Here is a 19548-nt window from a genome sequence, read left to right as displayed (position 1 = left end):
GACTCCCTTTAATATTACAACAGGATATTATGAATCGTGCCCATTTGAGTACAAGCACTATATAACGTTGTTGAATATCGTGAATAACCCAGCAATGCCATGCGAGAAGAAAAAACTCATATCGTCCTCCAACGAAATCCGGTAGAGGGTAGCTTTGGGGAAGGTTGGGATGGGGGGGTCAGTAGATGAGTTCGCTTCCGAATTCAGTGACGAGGAACTGGACCACCGGGTTTGCTACTGAGAGTTCCTGGAAGAGGGTGAAGACGCTTTTCTCCCTGGTGCAGGCGTCGCGGTCGGCGTCATAACGGATGCGGGGGCTGAGCGGGCGGTTGTAAAAAGCTGTCAGCTCTTTTTTCAGGAGGGAGGCGTCGGCAATCAGCTCTTCGCAGGAGAATTTTCGGCAGCAGGCAATGGCAACAACACCTTGAGGTGTGCAGGAGAGAAGTTCACAGGAGAGCAGGTGCGTTCCAAGCACTGTGTTGCCGGTCCGGTTGATGTGCTCAATGAACCCGACCCATTCTACCCTCAAGGCATCAAGATCGGCCGTATGCCTGTTGTCCGGAGTATTGGCCGGGGAGGCATCTTCGGGTTTCAGGGCGGCTCCGGCCACCGGGTTTGCAACATATCCGGTAAACTTTTTCTGCCATGACCCCAAGTCAAGATTTCCGGAACCGGGCTCAGCTGCTGCTGCTCTCTGCAGTGGCACAGAAGGGGTGACTGGAGCGACCTGCTCAGGAAGGGGTGCCGATGCGGGAGAGCACTCTACTACCGGCTTCAGGGCTGGTTTTTCGGGTTTCCGGCGCCGCGTTTCCCGGCTCAGGGCTGGTGCGGGCTGCTCAGGGGCTTTTTTTTTGAGTCCCCCGATTCAACGGGAGCCGGCTGGAGCTCACTGGAAGGCCTGTCAAGCTCAAGGAGCCGGAGAAGGGCAAGCTCGAAACGGAACTGGTATTCAAACTGGAACTTCAGTTCTTTCTGCGTGTCGAGAAGAAACGCAGTCATCCGCATAAGAGCAGCAGGGGTGAAATTGACTGATTCTTTCTGGTAGCGCTCTTTCACACCCTCAGGCCTCTCAACCAGACGGGTGGAGCGGAGATTGATCACCATCAGAAAATTGCGGAGATGCTCAATGAGTTTTTCAAGGAAATCCTGCTCGTCATAGCCATTGGAAATGACAAACTGGGCAACCTCAATCATCCCCGGCGCGTCGTGCCCGGTAATGGCATCTGTTACGGCAAACAGCTGTTCGTCGTCAATGTAGTTCAACAGCTCCCTCACCCCCTGGTAGCTGATGCCCTCTCCTGATTCTGAAGAAAAAGCGATCACCTGGTCAAGAATGCTCTGTGCGTCACGCATGGAGCCCTGCGCCTTGCGGGAAACAAGCTGCAATGCGTCTGCGTCCACTTTGATGCCTTCGGCCTCACAAATCCCCTGCAGCTGAGTTTGGATGGCATCCAGAGGAATGCGCTTGAAGTTGAAGCGCTGGCAACGGGAGGCTATTGTTGCGGGTATCTTGTGCAGTTCGGTTGTGGCAAAAATGAAAATGGCGTGCGGGGGAGGCTCTTCAAGCGTTTTCAGGAATGCGTTGAATGCCGCAATGGAAAGCATGTGAACCTCATCGATAATGTATACCCGGTAACGGCCTTTCTGGGGACCGTAACGGACATTGTCGCGAAGGGTACGGATATCGTCAACGCTGTTGTTGGAAGCCGCATCAAACTCCGCAATGTTCATGCTGGTACCGGCGTCAAAATCGCGGCAGCTTTCGCATTCTCCGCAGGGCTCGGTAACATCACGCAGCCAGTCTGCATCTTCAATCATCCGCTGGCAGTTAAGCGCTTTTGCAAACACCCGTGCCGCAGTGGTTTTGCCCACACCGCGAAGCCCTGAAAAAATATAGCCGTGGCCAACGCGCTCCATGCGCAGCGAGTTCTGTATGGTGCGGGTAATATGTTCCTGTGCCGTAATGTCGGCAAATTTCGCCGGTCTGTATTTACGGGCTATGACCTGATAACTCATCCCTCTTTCCTGTTGCTCCCTCTGCGGCCGGTACGATGCCTGCCGTCATTGTGGGTTACTGTTACACTCATGTCTTTGAATATGAACAATTTTTCTCAAACCCGAAGGATTCTCTTCACTTCCCCGCCCCGCTTCCAAGAGCCGATACCGAGCGGACCCTTGTCAGCAGAACCATGCCCGCAACAAAAAAAACAAGCAGCGAAGCCAGTGCCGCCTTCTGGCTGCCGGCCCCTGAAGAAACCAGGCCGAAGACAAGCGGACCCGCAACCGCAGATGCCTTGCCGAAGGTGCCGTCGTAAAAACCGAAAAACTCGGTCACATGGGTGGAGGGTGTCAGACGGGCCATCATGGAACGGGAAGCCGCCTGTGAGGAACCCATGGACATTCCAGCCAGCATCCCGACCATGAAAAATGACTCTTTGCCCTCAAGAACAATGGCTCCGAGGACAACGGCAATCCAGATACAGAGTGTTATGACAATGGTCCGTTTGGGACCGATTTTGTCGGTCACGAAGCCGAAAATCACGGAACCGGCAATGGCGGTGGTCTGCACCAGCATGAAAAACACGATCAACTCGGAAGTTGTAAAATGAAGCGTGTTCTGGGCATAGATTGATGAAAACGCAATGACGGTAAGGATGGCGTCATTGTAGAAAAAATAGGCCAGCAGAAAACGGGAAAGATCGGGGTAGTTCATGATATGGGTCACCGTATGGCGCACCTCCCGCAACGAACGAAGCACCGCCTCAACAGAAAGTATAGACCCAACTCGCTTGTTTTCATCGCGGAACACAAGAAAAATCGGAGCGGCAAAGAGAGCAAAAAACAGAGCGGAAAGCAGAAAACTCATCTGGACATTCGAAGCATTGAGTGCCGAAATGCCCCCCTCAAGCAGAGGACGCATGAGAAGAAGAATAGAGAGCGCTCCAAGGTAGCCCATCGCGAATCCGTAGCCAGAAAGCCGTCCAATGCTTTTTTCGGAGGTGATCTCCTTGAGATAGGAATCATAAAACACAAGCCCGCCTTCAAAACCGATATTGGCAAGCACGAAGAGCAGAATCGCATAGACCGCCATGCCCGGGCCGGCAAAGGAGAGGAGGGCTGTGGCGGCTACCGAAAGAATGGTAAAAGAGAAAAGGAAGCGCTTTCGCCTCCCGGAGTAATCTGCCGAAGCTCCGAGTACAGGGGAAACAACGGCGACAAGCAGCATGGAAACACTGATGGAAGCACCCCAGAGGGCATCGCCGTATGCCTCGCCACCGCAGATGACATTCTTGAAGTAGAGAGGGAAAGCGAAGGTGACCATCATCACGCTGAACGAGGTGTTGGCAAAGTCAAACAGAAGCCAGGAAAACACATGTCGTTTCAGTGTCACAGGCAACAATGTTTACAGCTGCCTGAAAAGGGACTCGAACATCCTGCGTCCGTCATCGGAGCCGAGCAGCTTCTCGCTGGCGCGTTCCGGATGCGGCATGAGGCCGAGCACATTGCCGGCGCGGTTCACAATGCCGGCTATATTGTTGACGGAGCCGTTGGGGTTCGTCTCGTCGGTTACCTTTCCGTTTGCGTCACAGTATCGGAACACAATCTGATCATGCTCCAGAAGGCTGGCAACAGTCTCCGGCGGAGCAAAGTAGTTGCCTTCACCATGGGCAATGGGAATGCTGAGAACCTCATCCTGCTGATAGAGACTGGTGAACATGGTTGAACAGTTCACCGGCTTGATGAAGGTGTCGCAGCAGAGAAACTTCTTGTCGCGGTTTTTGGAGAGCGCGCCCTCAAGAAGACCGCTTTCCAGCAGAACCTGAAAGCCGTTACAGATGCCAAGCACCGGCATACCCCTGCCGGCAGCCTCCACAACCTCTTTCATGATGGGTGAAAAACGGGCAATCGAACCGGCCCTGAGATAATCGCCATAGGAAAACCCGCCCGGCAGCAGAATGGCCTTTGCGCCCTGCAGGTCATGGGAACCGTGCCAGAGCATGACAGGTTTCACCCCGTCAAACGAGGCGACGGCATGCATGGTATCGTGATCACAGTTTGAACCGGGAAAGACAACAACGCCTACGGTAATATCAGCCATATTCAGAGCAGTGTTTAATTGACTTGTTCCAGCTCAAAGGAGTAATTCTCCATAACCGGATTCGAGAGCAGTTTCAGGCAGATCTCATTGCAGATCCGTTCAGCCTCACCCCGTTCAACCTCATTGATGAGAACCTCGATATACTTGCCTATCCTTGCTGAACCCACAGACCCGTATCCGAGATTGAGAAGGGCATGCTCAACGGCTTTTCCCTGGACATCGAGAATGGACTGACGGAGGGTCACCGTTATCTTTGCGGTATATGCCATAGCAAACAGAGAGGTTGATTGAAAAAAATCAAGCTATCCACTGACGGAAGGAGAAGGTCAGGGAGCGTAGAATTCCGAGCAGAATATACAACAACATGGCCAGAAAAAAAGCCTTCGTCTGAAAGACAAGAACACAGAAAAGCGCAAGTGCGTAAAGAGCCACCTGAAAGGGATGACGGCGGATAAGGTCGAGGGTCGGCTTGGGCAGCGCATCATAGTTGACCCTGCTCACCATCAGCAGCGCAAGGACTACAGTAAGCACTGAAAGTACCGGAGGCATCACATCCAGACCAAAAAACTGTTCATTCTGCATCCAGAGCACAAAACCCGCAATGGTAAGCGCCTGGGCAGGTGTGGGAAGTCCTGAAAAAGACTCTTTGCTGTAGCCTATCATGCTGATGTTGAAACGGGCAAGACGAAGACCGCTGCCAACCATCAAAAGAGCGCTGAGGGCAACCCCACCGATACCCCACATCCCCTCCAGACCGAACTTGTACACCAGATAGGCAGGAGCTGCTCCGAAGGATACAAGATCCGAGAGGGAATCAAGCTCAACACCGAAATCAGAGGTGCCATTGATCACTCGGGCGACAAACCCGTCAATCGTATCAAAAAAAGCAGCCAGTATGATAAACCAGCTGGCCGCCATGAAACTTCCCTCGCCCGACATCACAATGGACATATACCCCGAAACCATGTTCATGACGGTAAAAATAGAGGGGAAAAAAGAGCGGGAAACGAAAGGAAACCGCTGGCGGCCACCTTCCTGATCAGGCTTCAGGGCAGGCGGATACTTTTTCCTGCCCTGCTTCATGCGGGATTGATCCATAAAACCGGTTCATTGACAACAATGGGGAAATAAAACTCAATAACTCTCTTCAGGCGAAGGGAAATCTCCGCTCCGCACATCCTCAAGATACCGGCCGACGGCATCTTCTATAATCGTGTTCAAATCGGCATACTGGCGCACAAACCTTGGATGAAACTCCCTGTTGAGGCCGAGCATGTCATTAATGACGAGCACCTGCCCGTCACACTCTACACCGGCTCCAATTCCAATGACAGGAATGGTCAGCGATCTGGCAATTTCTCCGGCAAGGGCCGAAGGGATTTTTTCAACCACCACGGCAAAAGCCCCCGACTCTTCAAGCAGGCGAGCATCCTTCATCAGCTCTTCGGCTTCCGCCCCCTCCTGTGCCCGCACCTTGTAACTGCCATACTTGTAGATGGACTGAGGCATGAGCCCCAGATGACCCATAACAGGAATACCTGCATCGGTGATTCTCCTGACGGTTGCGGCAATGGAGCTTCCTCCCTCCATTTTGACGGCATCGCACTCATGTTCCTTCATTATTCTGCCCGCATTGCGCAGAGCCTCCTCTTCCGAAAGCTGATAACTCATGAAAGGCATGTCAACAACAACCATCGCCCGGCTTGTAGCAGACTGCACACCCTTCACAACAGCCCTGGCATGATAGATCATCTCATCGACGGTAATGGGAAGCGTGGTCGTGTGACCCGAAAACACATTGCTGGCCGAATCACCGACAAGAATCACATCAATGCCGGCCCGGTCGAGAATCCGCGCAATGGTATAGTCATAGCCGGTCAGCACCGCAATCTTTTCTCCGTTCTGCTTCATGTCAAGCAGCCGTCTTGTGGTCACATGTCCCGATTTCTGCTCTGCGTTCTCTTTCATGATTCATGGGTTTCTGGATAGTGGACGGCCCGGAACGGGGCCATGGATGACTTCATCAATCTCCTCACTGCCGAGCACTGCCGCCCGCATGCCATAATGGCGTTCAGCCGCATCCTTCAGCCGTTCCGCAAGTTCATTATGCCCGGGGCATCGGGGAAGAATTTCCTCAAGCGAAACAGCTTTTCTCAAAAGCTCCTGCTTCATGCTTCCGGAACAGTCCGTCTCCGGAAATGCAATATAGTCCGAAAGATCACCATGTCTCGCTGAAAGAGGAAGAGAGCCATGCTGAAGCAGCGCCCTGCCACTTCTTCGCTGTGCCGAACCAACCAGTTTACGCCCCATGACCTGCAGTTCATGCCGGGCTGAGGCACTGAAACATGCAGCGGGCAGAGAACTTCTGCCCGAACCCCTTGAAAGAAGAGCGGAACGGCAGAACTCGGCATCGACTCCCAGCTCCAGAAGAGCAAGTCTGATGACCTCATGAACAGAGCGGTAGAGTTCGGCATTGGGCTCAGGGGAGTCAGCAAAAAAACTGTAGGTAAACTCATCCGCATGCAGCACTGCCCTGCCTCCCGTTGGTCTGCGGACCACATCTATCCCCTCGTGTTGGCACTTCAGGGCGTCAATGGCTGAAGCATCCTGGCTGTACCCCAGGCTGATGGCATGCGGCCGCCACCCATAGAGCCGCCAGAGAGCGGACCCTTCCCCGTAACGATCCTGAAATCTTCCATCGGAAAATGCCTCAAGCAACAGCCTGTCGCACTCCATGTTCTCCGCCCCGGTACCAGGACCGGTATCAACAAAATAGAGCGCGGAAAAAAGGGGGGCCACAGTAGTCAAAAAATTGTACCTGATCATTACCGGAAAACTGAGGGGGAAGCATCGGTTTCAAAGATAGCGGAAAAAGAACTTGCCGGCAACCCATGCATTTTTTATACCCATACATTGTTTCTCAACCCCACCCGCACTATTTTGCTTTTCAAAAGAGAGCACATCCTCTCCCTCCCCGACAACCACAACACAGAAATGGAGAACTCAATGGAGAGCCCCGATATACGCAGCATTCTTGAACAATACCACACCATTGCAGTTGTGGGCATTTCGCCAAAACCCGAACGGCCAAGCAATGCCGTTTCACGCCATATGCTGGCTGAGGGATACACCATTGTCCCCATAAACCCCGGCCATCAGGAAATTCTCGGTCTTACCTCTTACCCCTCACTCACACTCCTTCCGCCCGAGGTAAAAGAAAGCATTGAGATCGTCAATATTTTCCGCAAGCCCGCTGATGTTGAACCGGTTGTGGATGAGGCCATAGCCATCGGGGCCAAAGTCATCTGGACGCAGCTTGGAATCATCAATGACACCGCCGCCAAAAAAGCCCGACAGGCAGGGCTTCAGGTTATTCAAAACAGATGCATCTCCGTTGAACACCAGCGTCTTTTCCTCTGAAGCCATCATGAAACAAGTCACCGTCGCCCTTCTCTTCGGAGGCCGCTCAGCCGAACATGAAATTTCAATCATTTCGGCACAGTCTGTGGCCCGACACATCAACCCCGACCACTACAGGGTTGTGCCCATCTACATCACCCGCAACGGCCGTTGGTACAGCGAAGGCATTGCCTCATCAATTCTTGAGCTGGACATCGCTGCCCTCATCAGAAAATCGGGCACCGCCGCCGCATCGCTCAAACTGCAGGAGATGGTTCTTTCCTCGGGCCAGCAGCCCTTCAGCTTTACCTTCGCGGGCATTGATATCGCCTTTCCAATCCTTCACGGCAGTTATGGAGAAGACGGGAGAATTCAGGGATTTCTCGACACCGTCGCCATCCCCTATACAGGCTGCGGAGTCACAGCCTCCGCCCTCACCATGGACAAAGCACTCTCCAAACTCTGCGTCAGTGAAGCAGGTATTGCCGTCGCCCCCGGGGTTACGGTTCTTGCCGGCGACTGGGAAAAGAGCCCCGAACAAATCCTCAGCTCCATACCCGAAACCCTGATCTATCCGGTATTTGTCAAACCGGCACATCTCGGTTCCTCTGTCGGCATTTCAAAAGTCAGCGTGCAGGGCGAACTCCCCGAAGCGCTTGCCCACGCCTGCAACCTTGACACAAAAGTACTCATTGAGCAGGCAATGCACGGAAAGGAAATAGAGGTGGCCGTTCTGGGCAACAACGACCCGATAGCTTCAGCATGCGGTGAAATAGAACCCGGCAGCGACTTCTACGACTATGACGACAAGTATATCCACAACACAGCCAAACTCTTCATACCGGCAAGACTTCCCGAAGAACTCTCACGGAGAGTACAGGCGGATGCGCTCACCGCATACCGGGCACTCGGCTGCCGTGGAATGGCGCGGGTCGACTTTTTTGTTGATGAAAAGAGCGGACAGGTGGTGTTCAACGAAATCAACACCATTCCCGGTTTCACCGACATCAGCATGTACCCTCAGCTTATGGAAGCCGCAGGCATAGCATTCCCCGAACTCTGCGACCGCCTGCTGCAGCTTGCCCTTGAACCCGAACAGCCAGCAAAAACCTGAGCCCCCACACCCATGCAGAGCAACCAGATGACGCCGGAAGACCCTCATCTCTTTTTTGCGGAGATATCGCTCGACATATCCCGGGGCGAGCACGAGCTCGCCCTTCAGCGCCTCACCCCCCTCATCTCCCATTTTGACGGCTCCTACCTGTTCACCCTCCTCCTTGCACGGGCCCATAAAGGTACGGGAAACCTCCCGCAGGCGTTTGATCTCCTGAAAAAATGCTGCGCCCTTGCTCCCGCAAACCAGATTGCAAAAAAGGAACTTGTCGCCCTGTACAGCTCTCTGCAAACATCCTCACATACCAGCAGAACATCTCCAGACCAGGAAGAGGCCGCACCCGACCCTCTGACCATTGAGCTTGAAGAACTTTCAGCTGCACTGATGCAGTTCCAGCCTTCACTGGATTCCGAAACCGCCGAACCAACAACGCTTGCCGAGCAGAAAATCCCATTCGCCGACGATGAAGCGATTGAAGTGCCGACCGAAAGCCTCGCACGCCTCTTCAGCAAACAGGGTGCTCTGAAAAAGTCCATCAAGACCTACACCATGCTGATTCAGCTGAACCCCACCCGCGCTGAGCACTACCGCCAGCAGATTGACGAACTCCTCGAGCGGCTCTGAACGATTTTCCCACAAACCGTTCATCGCTCCAATCCATAGCAGCCGGAACGAAACTATTCACCCCGTTTATCGGTATAGATATCCGTTGCGTATATTTCGCAACAAACAGAGACGCTTTCATTCGCATAGAAAATCAAAACGGGAATTCCAGAGACCTTGACCAAAGCAACACTGTTCCTGCTCTCACTCTTTGCACTCATTCTCTCATACCCCGCCAGAGGGGCGGCAGAAGAGTACAACGCAAAAAACCTTACTCTGGAAGAGTGCGTCCAAATAGCGCTGCAAAACTCCACATCGGGGATAAAGGCAGAACGGGCACTGAAACTGAGTGGAAGCGATGTGCTGAGGAACTACGGAAAGTTTCTCCCCCATGTTTCAGCCTCCGCCTCATACTCCCCCGCTACCATGCAGAGGAGTTGGTCAACAACCTCCGAGGGTTACACAAAAACAAAAATCGAGTCAACCAGCCTCGCACTGACCGCCACCCTCAACATCTTCAACGGGCTGAGCGACTACGCCTCACTGAAAGCCGCTCTCAGCGCAAAGAAATCGGCCCGTCACACGCTGGCAAGAGCATACGAAACAATAGCCTACGACATTACCCAGAGCTACTACCAGGCGCTGCTTGAAGGCGAACTGATGCTGATTGCCCGCGAAGACCTCCGTTCATCAAGAGACCAGCTGAAGCTGACCGGGCGGCAGTTTGAGGTAGGGCTGAAATCCATGACCGACCTCTACCAGCAGCAGGCTGAAACCGCCTCCCGGGAGCTTGTCCTCATTCAGGCGGAATCACGCGCACGCCGCAGCACACTGGAACTGCTGCGGCGCCTGCAGATAGACCCCGAAAGCACGATAGGACTGGCAGATCCACCCGCCCTCGGCACAGATCTTCCCGTCAACAGCGCCGACTCACTCACAGCCCGGGCACTCCGCAACCGCAGAGACCTGAAAGCCAGTGAACGGAACGCCAGAGCCTTGAAATGGAAAGTCACCTCGGCGCGCGGCGCTCGCTGGCCATCACTTGACGCATCCTTCAGTGTGGGCACAGGAGGAACCAGCTACCTCAGCGGCTCGTCACCCTTATATACAAAAAATGCTTCCCCCACCATTCAGGAGCAACTTGAAAACTCGGGCAACTACGCCGTCTCATTGAACCTCAACTGGAGCATCTTTGATGGATTCCAGACCGGCTACGCCGTTCAGGCAGCAAAAATCAGCCATCTGAACAGCATGCAGGACTATGACGACCTTCAACGCACCATACAGATAGACATCCAGCAGCAGCTTGGAGACTACAACTCAGCCCGAACCGAAATCATCACGGCTGAAACAAGCCTGAAAGCAGCGGAAGCCGCATGGAACGCCGTGAGGAGAAAATATGAACTCGGAGCCGCAGGCTTTGTGGATCTCTCCGCCGCCCGTTCAACTCTCTTCGAAGCCCGCTCCAGCCTGACGCGGGCCAAATACAATCTGGCGCTGCAGAAAAACATTCTCGACTACACCACAGGAAGCATACCCCTGCCCCCCGTACAACAAGACTGAACACACAATGGCCAAGAAAAAGAACACGGCAAAAACAAAGCGATACCTCACGATAGCCACCGGTGCAGCGGCAGCAGTGGTACTTCTTGCATCACTCTTCATTTTCCGGGAAAAACCCATTGAGGTTACGGTTGAACCGGCCACAAGAAAAGAGATTGTGCACATTGTTACCGCAACGGGAAAAATCCAGCCGGAAACCGATGTGGCCATATCCCCCGATGTATCGGGTGAAATTATTGAACTCCCCGTCAAAGAGGGCCAAAGCGTCGAGAAAGGAACGCTCCTCTTCAAAATCCAGCCCGATGTCTATTTCAACCAGGTTGAACAGAGCCAGGCCCAGCTGAACCAGGCCCGCTCCCAGAGCCTTGAAGCCCGCTCACGCCAATTCAAGGCAAACGACGACTTCCGCAAGGCTGAGCTGCTTTACGAGGAAAAACTCATTTCCGAAACCGACTATCTGGCCTCCAAAACAAATGCGGATGCCGCCCGTGCCGCATATCAGTCGTCAACATACGCCATTGCGCAGAACAAAAGCCTGCTTGAACAGAATCAGGACAGACTCAAAAAAACCGTTGTCCGGGCCCCCATCACAGGATCAATCATCTCCCTGACGAGCAAACTCGGAGAACGGGTAGTTGGTACAGGTCAATTCCCGGGAACAGAGGTAATGCGGCTCGCCAACCTAGACAGCATGCAGGTAGAGGTTGAAGTCAATGAAAACGACATTGTCAATGTCCATACCGGCAACCCCGTCTCAGTTACAGTGGATGCATACGGAAGCCGGATCTTCAGCGGCAGGGTGCATGAAATAGCCAATTCGGCTATTTCAACAGCAGCAGGAACGCAGGAAGAGGCTACGAATTTTTCCGTCAAAATCCGGATTTTCAACCACCAGCGCCTTCTCAAACCCGGCATGAGCGCCACGGCCGACATTGAAACCGAGCGGGTGAACAACGCTCTTGCCGTTCCAATTCAGAGCCTCACCCTTAGAACCACATCCGCAAAAAAACAACAAGCAGATGCCGCCGAAGAGAGCCGTCAGGGCGTCTTTGTCATCCGCAGCGCCAAAGCCCATTTCGTGCCCGTTGAAACCGGCACGACCGACAACACCCACATCATCGTCACAACAGGACTCAAAGAGGGTGAAGAGGTTGTTTCAGGCAGTTACACCGCAATCAGCACACAGCTGCAGGATGGAATGAAAGTCACCCTCAAGGAATAACCAGAGGCCCCAATGGAGACATCACCGGTCATCACCATGCGCGACCTCAAGCGCCACTACTCTATGGGAGAAGAGACTGTCAAGGCACTTGACGGCGTTGATCTTGAATTCCTGAAAAACGACTACGCAGCAATCATGGGCCCCTCGGGAAGCGGAAAGTCGACACTGATGAATATCATCGGCTGTCTCGACACCCCCACCTCCGGAACCTACATTCTCAACGGCCAGAATGTAGCCGAAATGGATGACGATGAACTTGCGCGGGTCAGAAACCGTGAAATAGGATTTGTCTTCCAGACCTTCAACCTCCTGCCGCGCATCAACTGCCTGCGCAATGTAGAACTTCCCCTCATCTATGCAGGAGTAAACCCCCGGGAACGGGAGGAACGCGCCACAGAAGCACTCAACAGAGTCGGCCTTGGTGACAGGATAACCCACAAACCGACCGAACTCTCCGGTGGCCAGATACAGCGTGTTGCAATAGCAAGGGCACTCATCAACAACCCCTCAATCATTCTGGCAGATGAGCCGACCGGCAATCTCGATACGGCAACAAGTCAGGATATCATGGAGATTTTTTCAGACCTGTCAAAAGCGGGCAACACCATCATCCTCATCACTCATGAAGAGGATATAGCCCTCTACACCCGCCGAATCATCCGGCTCAGAGACGGCAGAATCGAAAGCGACAAGAAACAGTGAAACGGAGCCTCAAACAGTTCCGGTATGAAACCGCCGAAAGCCTCCATATCGCCCTGTTCCAGATCAGGGCGAACAAGATCCGTTCATTCCTTACCGCACTGGGCGTCATTATCGGCATTGTGGCCATCACCATGATGGGAACAGCCATCAACGGCATAGACCGGGGGTTTGACAAAAGCCTCGCCATGTTAGGCTACGATGTCATCTATGTCCAGAAATCCTCATGGAGTACCATGGGGCAATGGTGGCGGTACCGAAACAGGGCTGACCTGAAAACCAGCTACACCGAGGCCATCAACCGAACCATTGAGGACAACCCCAACTCAAACCTCCTCGTTGCCGTACCCCAGATGTCGACCTATCAGGCATCCGTACAATACCGCGACCTTACCATCGAACAGGCTTTTGCACTCGGCACCAGCTACCGCTACCCCCAAACAGCATCGGGAGACCTCTCCAGCGGTCGGTTCTTCACCCCGACGGAATCCGCTGCAGGCACAATGGTAGCCGTCATCGGCGACGACATAGCCACAGGGCTTTTCGGGGAACGGGAAGCCGTTGGCAACATCATCAAAATGAAAAACAGCCGCTTCAGGGTGATTGGAGTGTTCCGCAAACAGGGAAAATTCCTCGGGCTCTTCAGTTTTGACAATCAGGTCATCATGCCGCTGGGCGCATTTGAAAAAACATTCGGGAAAAAAGGGTTTGTCACCCTGAGAGTCAAAATCCGTGACCAGAAACAGGTTGACGATGCAAAAGCCGAACTGCTTGGCATCATGCGCCGGATACGGCGGCTCCCGCCTCAAAAAGAGGCCGATTTTTCCATCAATGAACAAAAAGCATTTAAAAGCCAGCTCGATCCGATAAAAAACGGCATTGCCGCTGCGGGCATTTTCATTACCGGTATGTCGCTCTTTGTGGGAGCCATCGGCATCATGAACATCACCTTCGTCAGCGTCAAGGAACGGACCCGGGAAATAGGACTGCGCAAAGCCCTTGGTGCCAGAAGAAACACCATTCTCATGCAGTTTCTCATTGAATCGGTCATGATCTGCCTGATCGGAGGGCTCATCGGTCTTGTGACCTCCTTCCTCATGACCTGGGCCATTGCCACCGCACTCCCCGATTTTCCCGTACAATTCTCCCCGGCCCTTGTTTTTGCAAGCCTTGTCGTCTCCGTTGCAACCGGAATAATTTCCGGTCTGGCACCAGCCGTCAACGCATCAAGACTTGACCCTGCAGACTCTCTGCGCTATGAATAGGAACCACCGGCATGCAGTTTCGTGAAATCATCAGGCAGGCCCTCTATTCGCTCGGGGCAAACCGGCTGCGTTCAGCTCTCACCGTCATGGGGGTTGCTGTAGGGGTATTTTCCATCATCGGCGTCATGACTGCGCTTGAGGCTGTCAACAAAAGCGTTGAAACCGGTCTGACCAGCCTTGGAGCAAACACCTTCCAGATACAGAAATATCCAGCAACGGTATTCGGGAGCGGACACCGGCGAAACCAGTACATCAACAGGCAGGACATCACCTACCCCCAGGCGCTTGTCTTCCGGAAAACCATGGAAGGCAAAGCCAGCACCATAGGATTCATGCTTTCATCGCAGGCAAACCAGGCCAAATATGCCGACAGGACAACCAACCCCGATGTTGTGCTGACAGGAGGCGATGAAAACTTTTCGGCCTCCAACGGCTATCCGATTGAGAAAGGGCGCAACCTCACAACGAACGACATCCGTTATGCCACAAACGCCGCCGTCATCGGGAGCGAACTCGCAGCAACCCTCTTCACCCAGGGCGAAAACCCCCTCAACCACTCCATACGGGTTAGAGGCGAAGTCTACAGAGTTTCAGGTATCTTTGCCAAGAAAGGAGCCGCCTTCGGTCAAAGCCAGGACAACTTCCTCCTGATTCCCATCACCCGCTATCTGAACCATGTCAAAGAGAGCGGCAGCATCAACATAACAGTTGAAGCCTCATCACGGAAAACCTACTCCCGAACTCTTGATCATGCAGTCGGCTCAATGCGCATCACCAGAGGGCTGACCATCCGGGAACCAAATGACTTTGAAATCAGAACCAATGAATCACTTATCGACTCCTTCCGCGACATTGAACGGGCCATCAGTACAGGAGCATTCATCATAAGCTTCATGGCACTGCTCACTGCAGGAGTCGGCATCATGAACATCATGCTGGTCAGCGTCACCGAACGGACAAAAGAGATCGGAATACGCAAATCCATTGGGGCTCCCCAAAACAGCATTCTCCGCCAGTTTCTTCTCGAAGCCCTCATCCTCTCTCTTGCAGGAGGCCTCATCGGCGCCGCCGCCGGCACGGCAACCGGCAATCTGGTTGCCCTGCAGTTCAACCTGCCTCCCATCTTCCCGCTGCTCTGGATAACCATTTCCATGGCCGTGTGCTCGGCAATCGGCATCGGCTTCGGCCTCTTTCCTGCCTGGAAAGCCGCAAACCTCAACCCGGTCGAGGCGCTCAAAGGAAAATAGCGCACCCGCTTTTTCACACCGCAAGAATTCACCCCCTCTGTCGTCTAAAAAAAATATATGGCGGCAACCATTTTTTCTGCTGCAGAGAGGGAAAGAATGGCATTCATTATGTATTTTATATACAAAATCAGCAGAAGGGGAATTCCAGCAACACAACCAACACAGCCATGACACATCTACAGACCATGAAACGCCCCATCACCCTCCTCCTCATCCTTGCTATGACATCGCTCACCTGGGGATGCGAGTCCACAAGAAACACGGGACGGGGTGCCGGAATCGGAGCAGCAGCCGGCGGGGTTCTGGGAGGCCTCATTGGAAGCAAAACCGGCAGCTGGGTACAGGGCGCCGCAATAGGAGCCGTAGTAGGCGGCGCAGCAGGTGCACTGATCGGGAACTATATGGACAAACAGGCAGAAGAAATTGACAGCCAGGTTGAAGGCGCAAGGGTTGAGAGGGTTGGCGAAAGCATCAGGGTCGTCTTTGACTCAGGCATCCTCTTTTCCACAGGCTCATCAACCCTCACCTCAACGAGCAGGTACAACATTGAAAAACTTGCCCGCATCCTGAACCGCTACAGCAACACGAATCTGGTTATTGAAGGGCATACCGACGCCGTCGGCGCCGAAAGCCTCAACCAGACTCTTTCAGAACGGCGCGCGGAATCGGTTGCAAACCTGCTTGCCGGGTATGGTGTATCCCGCTACCGTCTCTCTCCGGTCGGGTACGGTGAAACACGGCCAATTGCAAGCAATGAAACAGAGTATGGCAGAAGACTCAACCGTCGGGTTGAAGTGCTCATAAGCGCAAACGACGAACTGAAAAACCAGGCGGCTTCCGGCGAACTGAAGATGTAGTAGGGGAAACCGGCACAGCTCCCCGAACAATTCTGCAGAACAGCGGCATTGTTCGGGGAGCTTTTTTTTTGAGAGGAAAAAACAAAAATGCGTACATTTTTACCAGCTATCTCTCCCCATTCAAACGAAGCGACTCATGGCCCCGTTCAAGACAGCAGAAGAGATCCTTTATCAGTGGGTAACCCGTGTATGCAGCGGAAAGCCTGATGAAATCGCAGCACTCTACAACCAGCATGCGGTGCTTGTGCCGACATTTTCACCCCATACGGTCATAGGCCCCGAAAAGATAACAGAATACTTCCGCCAGCTCGCAACCCGTGAGGGCATGGGCGTCAGGCTCCACAGCAAGGCGCTGAGAACACAGAGCCACAGCGACTCCGTCCACACCATCAGCGGCATCTATTCGTTTGAGTTTGAAGTGGACCAGGTGCTTCTCTCTTTCCCTTCCCGATTCAGCTTCGTTGTCGACCTGTCCCTTCCGCAGCCGATCATCCACCACCACTCCTCACAGGTACCCAGAAACCTCTCCTGAAACGAAAGGAGAATCAGGCCCCGTGAGGCTGTTTCAGTAACCGCTGCTCCAGCTCGTCAAGCCGATCCTTCATTGAACCCAGATGGCGAAGCATCGCCTCATGGCGCAGCTGGTCGCGCATCGGCTGGGCCGGATAGCCGCGAAGCGCTGTACCAGGCTCAAGAAATGATTTTGAAACCCCCGCCTGAGCGGCAACGCTGGTCCTGTCGGCAAGCTCAAGATGACCTGCAAAACCAGCCTGCCCACCTATCATGCACTGCCGGCCCATAATGACGCTGCCTGAAATGCCGGCCTGGGCGGCAATGACCGTATGCTCTCCTATGCGGCAGTTATGGGCAACCTGCACCAGATTATCGACCTTGACCCCTTTGCCGATAACCGTACTGCCCATTGTTGCCCTGTCTATGGTTGCGTTGGCTCCGATTTCGGCATCATCGCCAATCTCCACAATGCCCATCTGGGGAATTTTCACATAGGAACCGTCAGCCTGCGGGGCAAAACCAAACCCGTCCGCACCAATCACGCTTCCGGCATGAATCACCACCCTTCGGCCGATACGGGTACCGTCATAACAGACAACATGGGGAAAAATCGTGCACCCTTCGCCAATCTCAACATCATGCATGATGACAGCATGCGGCCCAATGATGCTGCCGGCGCCTATCCGGCACCGGTCGCCAACAACAGCGTACTGGCCAACAGTGACCCCCTCGCCCATGACAGCCCCTTCACCGATAACCGCTGTCGGGGCTATGCCCGGAGCTGCAATGGTTCGGGGGAGCGAAAACTTCTTGAGAACAAAAACAAAAGCCGTATAGGGGTCTGCAACCTTCAGAAACGAACGCCCTTCGGCAAAATCAGCGACATTGACGCTACGGTGGACAATAACAAGAGAAGCCTTGGTTTCGTCCAGAAAACGGAGATATTTCTCATTGGCAATAAAACTCACCTCGCCCGCACCGGCCGATTCGATTTTTGCGGGAGCCGAAATCTCGCCCTTACCGCTTCCGACAAGTTCAACGGAATCGAAAAACTCTGTCAGGTACGCCTGTATTTCTTGTATGGTCATATCGTTGCTGCTTGTCTGTTCTCTTGTAAAAAGAGGAAAAAAATAATTATTTTGTAAGCCGTTTTCACTATATTTGAAGTCCCTGAACCGCTTTTCGGATTTGATTTATGGATGTTGGCTGTCAGAGGATGGCGAAGGGGCTTTTGATAAGTAATGCCATAATATAATCCGTTTCATCTGTAATATGCAGGACACAATGGCAAAACCCATTAAAATTTTTGCAGGCCGCAGCAACCCCGCACTTGCAGAAAAAATCGCCGCCTATCTTGACATGCCCCTCTGCGATGCAAAGGTGGAAAACTTCTCGGACGGCGAGATCTCGGTCAACTATTTCGAGTCAATCAGAGGCTCGGACCTCTTCATCATCCAGTCGACCAACCCGCCGGCCGACAGCCTGATGGAACTCCTCATCATGATTGACGCAGCAAGACGCTCCTCGGCCGCAAGAATCACCGCAGTCCTCCCCTACTACGGATATGCACGCCAGGACAGAAAAGACAAACCGCGGGTAGCCATTACGGCAAAACTGGTGGCCAATCTGCTCACCCAGGCAGGCGCCAACAGAATCCTTACCATGGACCTGCACGCCGCACAGATTCAGGGGTTTTTTGACATCCCCTTTGATCACCTATACTCCAGCGTCGTTCTTATAGAACATGTCCGTCACAAGGCATTCCGCGACAATCTTGTGGTAGCCTCCCCCGATGTTGGCGGCGTCAAACTCGCAAGAAAATTTGCCGAAGAACTAGGCACCGACCTGGTCATTGTCGACAAACGGCGGCCCAAAGCCAATGTGGCCGAAGTCATGAACATCATCGGCGATGTCAGGGGGAAAAATGTCCTGCTGGTTGACGACATGATTGACACCGCCGGCACCCTTGTCAACGCAGCCAAAGCAATACGGGACGCAGGCGGACTTGACATTTACGCCGCCGCCACACACCCCATTCTTTCAGGACCGGCAATTGAACGCATTGACGCATCTGTACTGGAAAAGGTCATTGTGACCGACTCTGTTGTAACAGGTCATGCATTCTCACCAAAAATCGAGACGGTTACCGTCAGCAATCTCTTTGGCGAAGCCATCAAGAGAATCTATGAGGACGACTCGGTCAGCTGCCTGTTTGACAGCAAGAACATCACCCAGAAAATCACGAACAATCATTAAACCAGAAGCGTAAAAAGAGAGAAAGAAAGAGCATGGAAACTACCGTACTTGGGGTTCAGCCCCGAATCATCAAAAAGAACGACGCCGAAAAAATCCGCAAAAGCGGCAATGTACCGGCAGTTGTCTACCATAAAGGTGAAGAGACCGTTGCAGTCAGCGTCAACGAGCTTGAACTGAACAAACTGGTTCACACCGCAGAATCGCACATCATCGACCTCCGCTTTCCTGACGGCAAGGTGAAACGCTCCTTTATCAAGGCAGTACAGTTTCACCCGGTCACCGACAGAATCATCCATACCGACTTCCAGCTCTTTGCTGCCGATGAGGTCATTGAAATGGATGTGCCTGTTTCAGTTACCGGCGAATCAGTCGGTGTCGACAAGGGCGGCAAACTCCAGATTCTGCGTCACAACCTGACGCTGAAAGGCAAACCGACCGACATGCCCGACCATCTTGTCATCGACATCACCGATATGGAAATCGGCAGCATTGTGCATGTCAAAGACATCCCTGCCCAATCCTACGAGAATCTTGAGATCATGATTGATCCCGAAACTCCGGTTGTGAGCGTTGTTGCCCCCAAGGTTGAGGTTGAGACCGAAGAAACTCCTGAAGCCGCTGCCGCTCCTGAAGCAGAGGCCTGAAGTACAGCATGACTGCAAAAAGCTGCTTCCCCTGAACAGAGAAGCAGCTTTTTCTTTTCGCACTCCG

General features: G+C 53.3%; 21 protein-coding genes. 12 read left to right on the top strand and 9 right to left on the bottom strand.

Features of this window, described 5'->3' with window-relative positions; all coding sequences use genetic code 11:
• Window positions 1-178: 178 nt before the first annotated feature.
• From EKD02_RS10170 to EKD02_RS07860, 8 genes are all read right to left on the bottom strand, one after another.
• A complete protein-coding gene (locus tag EKD02_RS10170; RefSeq protein ID WP_244924427.1) occupies window positions 179-706 on the bottom strand; it encodes a DNA polymerase III subunit gamma/tau in 528 nt (175 codons plus the stop codon).
• A gap of 110 nt (window positions 707-816) precedes the next feature.
• Complete coding sequence (gene dnaX / locus EKD02_RS07890; protein ID WP_126384892.1) at window positions 817-2016, bottom strand: DNA polymerase III subunit gamma/tau; 1200 nt, start codon at window positions 2014-2016, stop codon at window positions 817-819.
• Window positions 2017-2131: 115 nt separating this feature from the next.
• Window positions 2132-3391, bottom strand: coding sequence for an MFS transporter (locus tag EKD02_RS07885; protein WP_126384890.1), 1260 nt, complete (start codon window positions 3389-3391; stop codon window positions 2132-2134).
• 12 nt (window positions 3392-3403) lie between these two features.
• A complete protein-coding gene (gene purQ, locus EKD02_RS07880; protein ID WP_126384888.1) occupies window positions 3404-4099 on the bottom strand; it encodes a phosphoribosylformylglycinamidine synthase subunit PurQ in 696 nt (231 codons plus the stop codon).
• 14 nt (window positions 4100-4113) lie between these two features.
• A complete protein-coding gene (gene purS, locus EKD02_RS07875) occupies window positions 4114-4368 on the bottom strand; it encodes a phosphoribosylformylglycinamidine synthase subunit PurS (RefSeq protein ID WP_011889968.1) in 255 nt (84 codons plus the stop codon).
• Between the two features lie 28 nt (window positions 4369-4396).
• Window positions 4397-5197 (bottom strand): CDP-diacylglycerol--serine O-phosphatidyltransferase, encoded by an 801-nt coding sequence (gene pssA / locus EKD02_RS07870; RefSeq protein WP_126384886.1) that lies wholly within the window; start codon window positions 5195-5197, stop codon window positions 4397-4399.
• A 36-nt stretch (window positions 5198-5233) separates the two neighbouring features.
• Window positions 5234-6067 (bottom strand): 3-methyl-2-oxobutanoate hydroxymethyltransferase, encoded by an 834-nt coding sequence (gene panB, locus EKD02_RS07865; protein ID WP_011889966.1) that lies wholly within the window; start codon window positions 6065-6067, stop codon window positions 5234-5236.
• Between the two features lie 3 nt (window positions 6068-6070).
• Window positions 6071-6898, bottom strand: coding sequence for a lipoate--protein ligase family protein (locus tag EKD02_RS07860; RefSeq protein ID WP_244924426.1), 828 nt, complete (start codon window positions 6896-6898; stop codon window positions 6071-6073).
• Window positions 6899-7093: 195 nt separating this feature from the next.
• Here EKD02_RS07860 and EKD02_RS07855 point away from each other — a divergent pair, with 195 nt between their 5' ends.
• The 10 genes from EKD02_RS07855 to EKD02_RS07810 all read left to right on the top strand — a co-directional run bounded on the left by EKD02_RS07855 (window position 7094) and on the right by EKD02_RS07810 (window position 16600).
• Entirely contained in the window at window positions 7094-7519 is a 426-nt protein-coding gene (locus EKD02_RS07855; RefSeq protein ID WP_011889964.1) for a CoA-binding protein, read from the top strand.
• Window positions 7520-7526: 7 nt separating this feature from the next.
• Entirely contained in the window at window positions 7527-8612 is a 1086-nt protein-coding gene (locus EKD02_RS07850; protein ID WP_126384882.1) for a D-alanine--D-alanine ligase family protein, read from the top strand.
• Window positions 8613-8624: 12 nt separating this feature from the next.
• Entirely contained in the window at window positions 8625-9236 is a 612-nt protein-coding gene (locus tag EKD02_RS07845) for a tetratricopeptide repeat protein (RefSeq protein WP_244924425.1), read from the top strand.
• Between the two features lie 156 nt (window positions 9237-9392).
• On the top strand, window positions 9393-10778 hold the full coding sequence (locus tag EKD02_RS07840; RefSeq protein WP_126384880.1) for a TolC family protein: 1386 nt from the start codon (window positions 9393-9395) through the stop codon (window positions 10776-10778).
• A 7-nt stretch (window positions 10779-10785) separates the two neighbouring features.
• Window positions 10786-12000, top strand: coding sequence for an efflux RND transporter periplasmic adaptor subunit (locus EKD02_RS07835; RefSeq protein WP_126384878.1), 1215 nt, complete (start codon window positions 10786-10788; stop codon window positions 11998-12000).
• Between the two features lie 12 nt (window positions 12001-12012).
• Window positions 12013-12702, top strand: coding sequence for an ABC transporter ATP-binding protein (locus EKD02_RS07830; RefSeq protein WP_126342839.1), 690 nt, complete (start codon window positions 12013-12015; stop codon window positions 12700-12702).
• Window positions 12699-13964 carry an ABC transporter permease gene (locus EKD02_RS07825; protein ID WP_011889958.1) on the top strand — a complete coding sequence of 422 codons (1266 nt, stop codon included), beginning with the start codon at window positions 12699-12701 and terminating at the stop codon, window positions 13962-13964. The genes EKD02_RS07830 and EKD02_RS07825 overlap by 4 nt, the downstream gene beginning before the upstream one ends.
• Window positions 13965-13975: 11 nt before the next feature.
• The gene (locus tag EKD02_RS07820; RefSeq protein WP_126342833.1) at window positions 13976-15211 is read left to right on the top strand and encodes an ABC transporter permease; all 1236 of its coding nucleotides are present in this window, start codon (window positions 13976-13978) and stop codon (window positions 15209-15211) included.
• A gap of 167 nt (window positions 15212-15378) precedes the next feature.
• Window positions 15379-16068: a YiaD family glycine zipper/OmpA-like lipoprotein gene (locus EKD02_RS07815; RefSeq protein WP_126384875.1), complete on the top strand. Its 690-nt coding sequence runs from the start codon at window positions 15379-15381 to the stop codon at window positions 16066-16068.
• A 136-nt stretch (window positions 16069-16204) separates the two neighbouring features.
• Window positions 16205-16600: a ketosteroid isomerase family protein gene (locus EKD02_RS07810; protein ID WP_011889955.1), complete on the top strand. Its 396-nt coding sequence runs from the start codon at window positions 16205-16207 to the stop codon at window positions 16598-16600.
• Window positions 16601-16613: 13 nt separating this feature from the next.
• Here EKD02_RS07810 and lpxD read toward each other — a convergent pair whose 3' ends face one another.
• The gene (gene lpxD / locus EKD02_RS07805; RefSeq protein WP_126384871.1) at window positions 16614-17669 is read right to left on the bottom strand and encodes a UDP-3-O-(3-hydroxymyristoyl)glucosamine N-acyltransferase; all 1056 of its coding nucleotides are present in this window, start codon (window positions 17667-17669) and stop codon (window positions 16614-16616) included.
• 196 nt (window positions 17670-17865) lie between these two features.
• Between lpxD and EKD02_RS07800 the strand changes: the two genes are divergently transcribed.
• Both EKD02_RS07800 and EKD02_RS07795 read left to right on the top strand, forming a co-directional pair.
• A complete protein-coding gene (locus EKD02_RS07800; RefSeq protein WP_126342823.1) occupies window positions 17866-18837 on the top strand; it encodes a ribose-phosphate pyrophosphokinase in 972 nt (323 codons plus the stop codon).
• Between the two features lie 32 nt (window positions 18838-18869).
• Window positions 18870-19481: a 50S ribosomal protein L25/general stress protein Ctc gene (locus tag EKD02_RS07795; protein ID WP_126342820.1), complete on the top strand. Its 612-nt coding sequence runs from the start codon at window positions 18870-18872 to the stop codon at window positions 19479-19481.
• The last annotated feature ends 67 nt before the right edge of the window (window positions 19482-19548 follow it).

The organism is Chlorobium phaeovibrioides (assembly GCF_003968655.1).
GTDB classification, from domain to species: Bacteria; Bacteroidota; Chlorobiia; order Chlorobiales; family Chlorobiaceae; genus Chlorobium; species Chlorobium phaeovibrioides.
This window is presented reverse-complemented; position numbering and strand designations above follow the sequence as displayed.

Bases quoted from the DNA above. Each gene is read 5' to 3' on its own strand.
- dnaX (WP_126384892.1), bottom strand. From the start codon at position 2,016: ATGAGTTATCAGGTCATAGCCCGTAAATACAGACCGGCGAAATTTGCC.
- purQ (WP_126384888.1), bottom strand. From the start codon at position 4,099: ATGGCTGATATTACCGTAGGCGTTGTTGTCTTTCCCGGTTCAAACTGT.
- purS (WP_011889968.1), bottom strand. From the start codon at position 4,368: ATGGCATATACCGCAAAGATAACGGTGACCCTCCGTCAGTCCATTCTC.
- pssA (WP_126384886.1), bottom strand. From the start codon at position 5,197: ATGGATCAATCCCGCATGAAGCAGGGCAGGAAAAAGTATCCGCCTGCC.
- panB (WP_011889966.1), bottom strand. From the start codon at position 6,067: ATGAAAGAGAACGCAGAGCAGAAATCGGGACATGTGACCACAAGACGG.
- EKD02_RS07855 (WP_011889964.1), top strand. From the start codon at position 7,094: ATGGAGAACTCAATGGAGAGCCCCGATATACGCAGCATTCTTGAACAA.
- EKD02_RS07850 (WP_126384882.1), top strand. From the start codon at position 7,527: ATGAAACAAGTCACCGTCGCCCTTCTCTTCGGAGGCCGCTCAGCCGAA.
- EKD02_RS07845 (WP_244924425.1), top strand. From the start codon at position 8,625: ATGCAGAGCAACCAGATGACGCCGGAAGACCCTCATCTCTTTTTTGCG.
- EKD02_RS07835 (WP_126384878.1), top strand. From the start codon at position 10,786: ATGGCCAAGAAAAAGAACACGGCAAAAACAAAGCGATACCTCACGATA.
- EKD02_RS07830 (WP_126342839.1), top strand. From the start codon at position 12,013: ATGGAGACATCACCGGTCATCACCATGCGCGACCTCAAGCGCCACTAC.
- EKD02_RS07820 (WP_126342833.1), top strand. From the start codon at position 13,976: ATGCAGTTTCGTGAAATCATCAGGCAGGCCCTCTATTCGCTCGGGGCA.
- EKD02_RS07815 (WP_126384875.1), top strand. From the start codon at position 15,379: ATGACACATCTACAGACCATGAAACGCCCCATCACCCTCCTCCTCATC.
- EKD02_RS07810 (WP_011889955.1), top strand. From the start codon at position 16,205: ATGGCCCCGTTCAAGACAGCAGAAGAGATCCTTTATCAGTGGGTAACC.
- lpxD (WP_126384871.1), bottom strand. From the start codon at position 17,669: ATGACCATACAAGAAATACAGGCGTACCTGACAGAGTTTTTCGATTCC.
- EKD02_RS07800 (WP_126342823.1), top strand. From the start codon at position 17,866: ATGGCAAAACCCATTAAAATTTTTGCAGGCCGCAGCAACCCCGCACTT.
- EKD02_RS07795 (WP_126342820.1), top strand. From the start codon at position 18,870: ATGGAAACTACCGTACTTGGGGTTCAGCCCCGAATCATCAAAAAGAAC.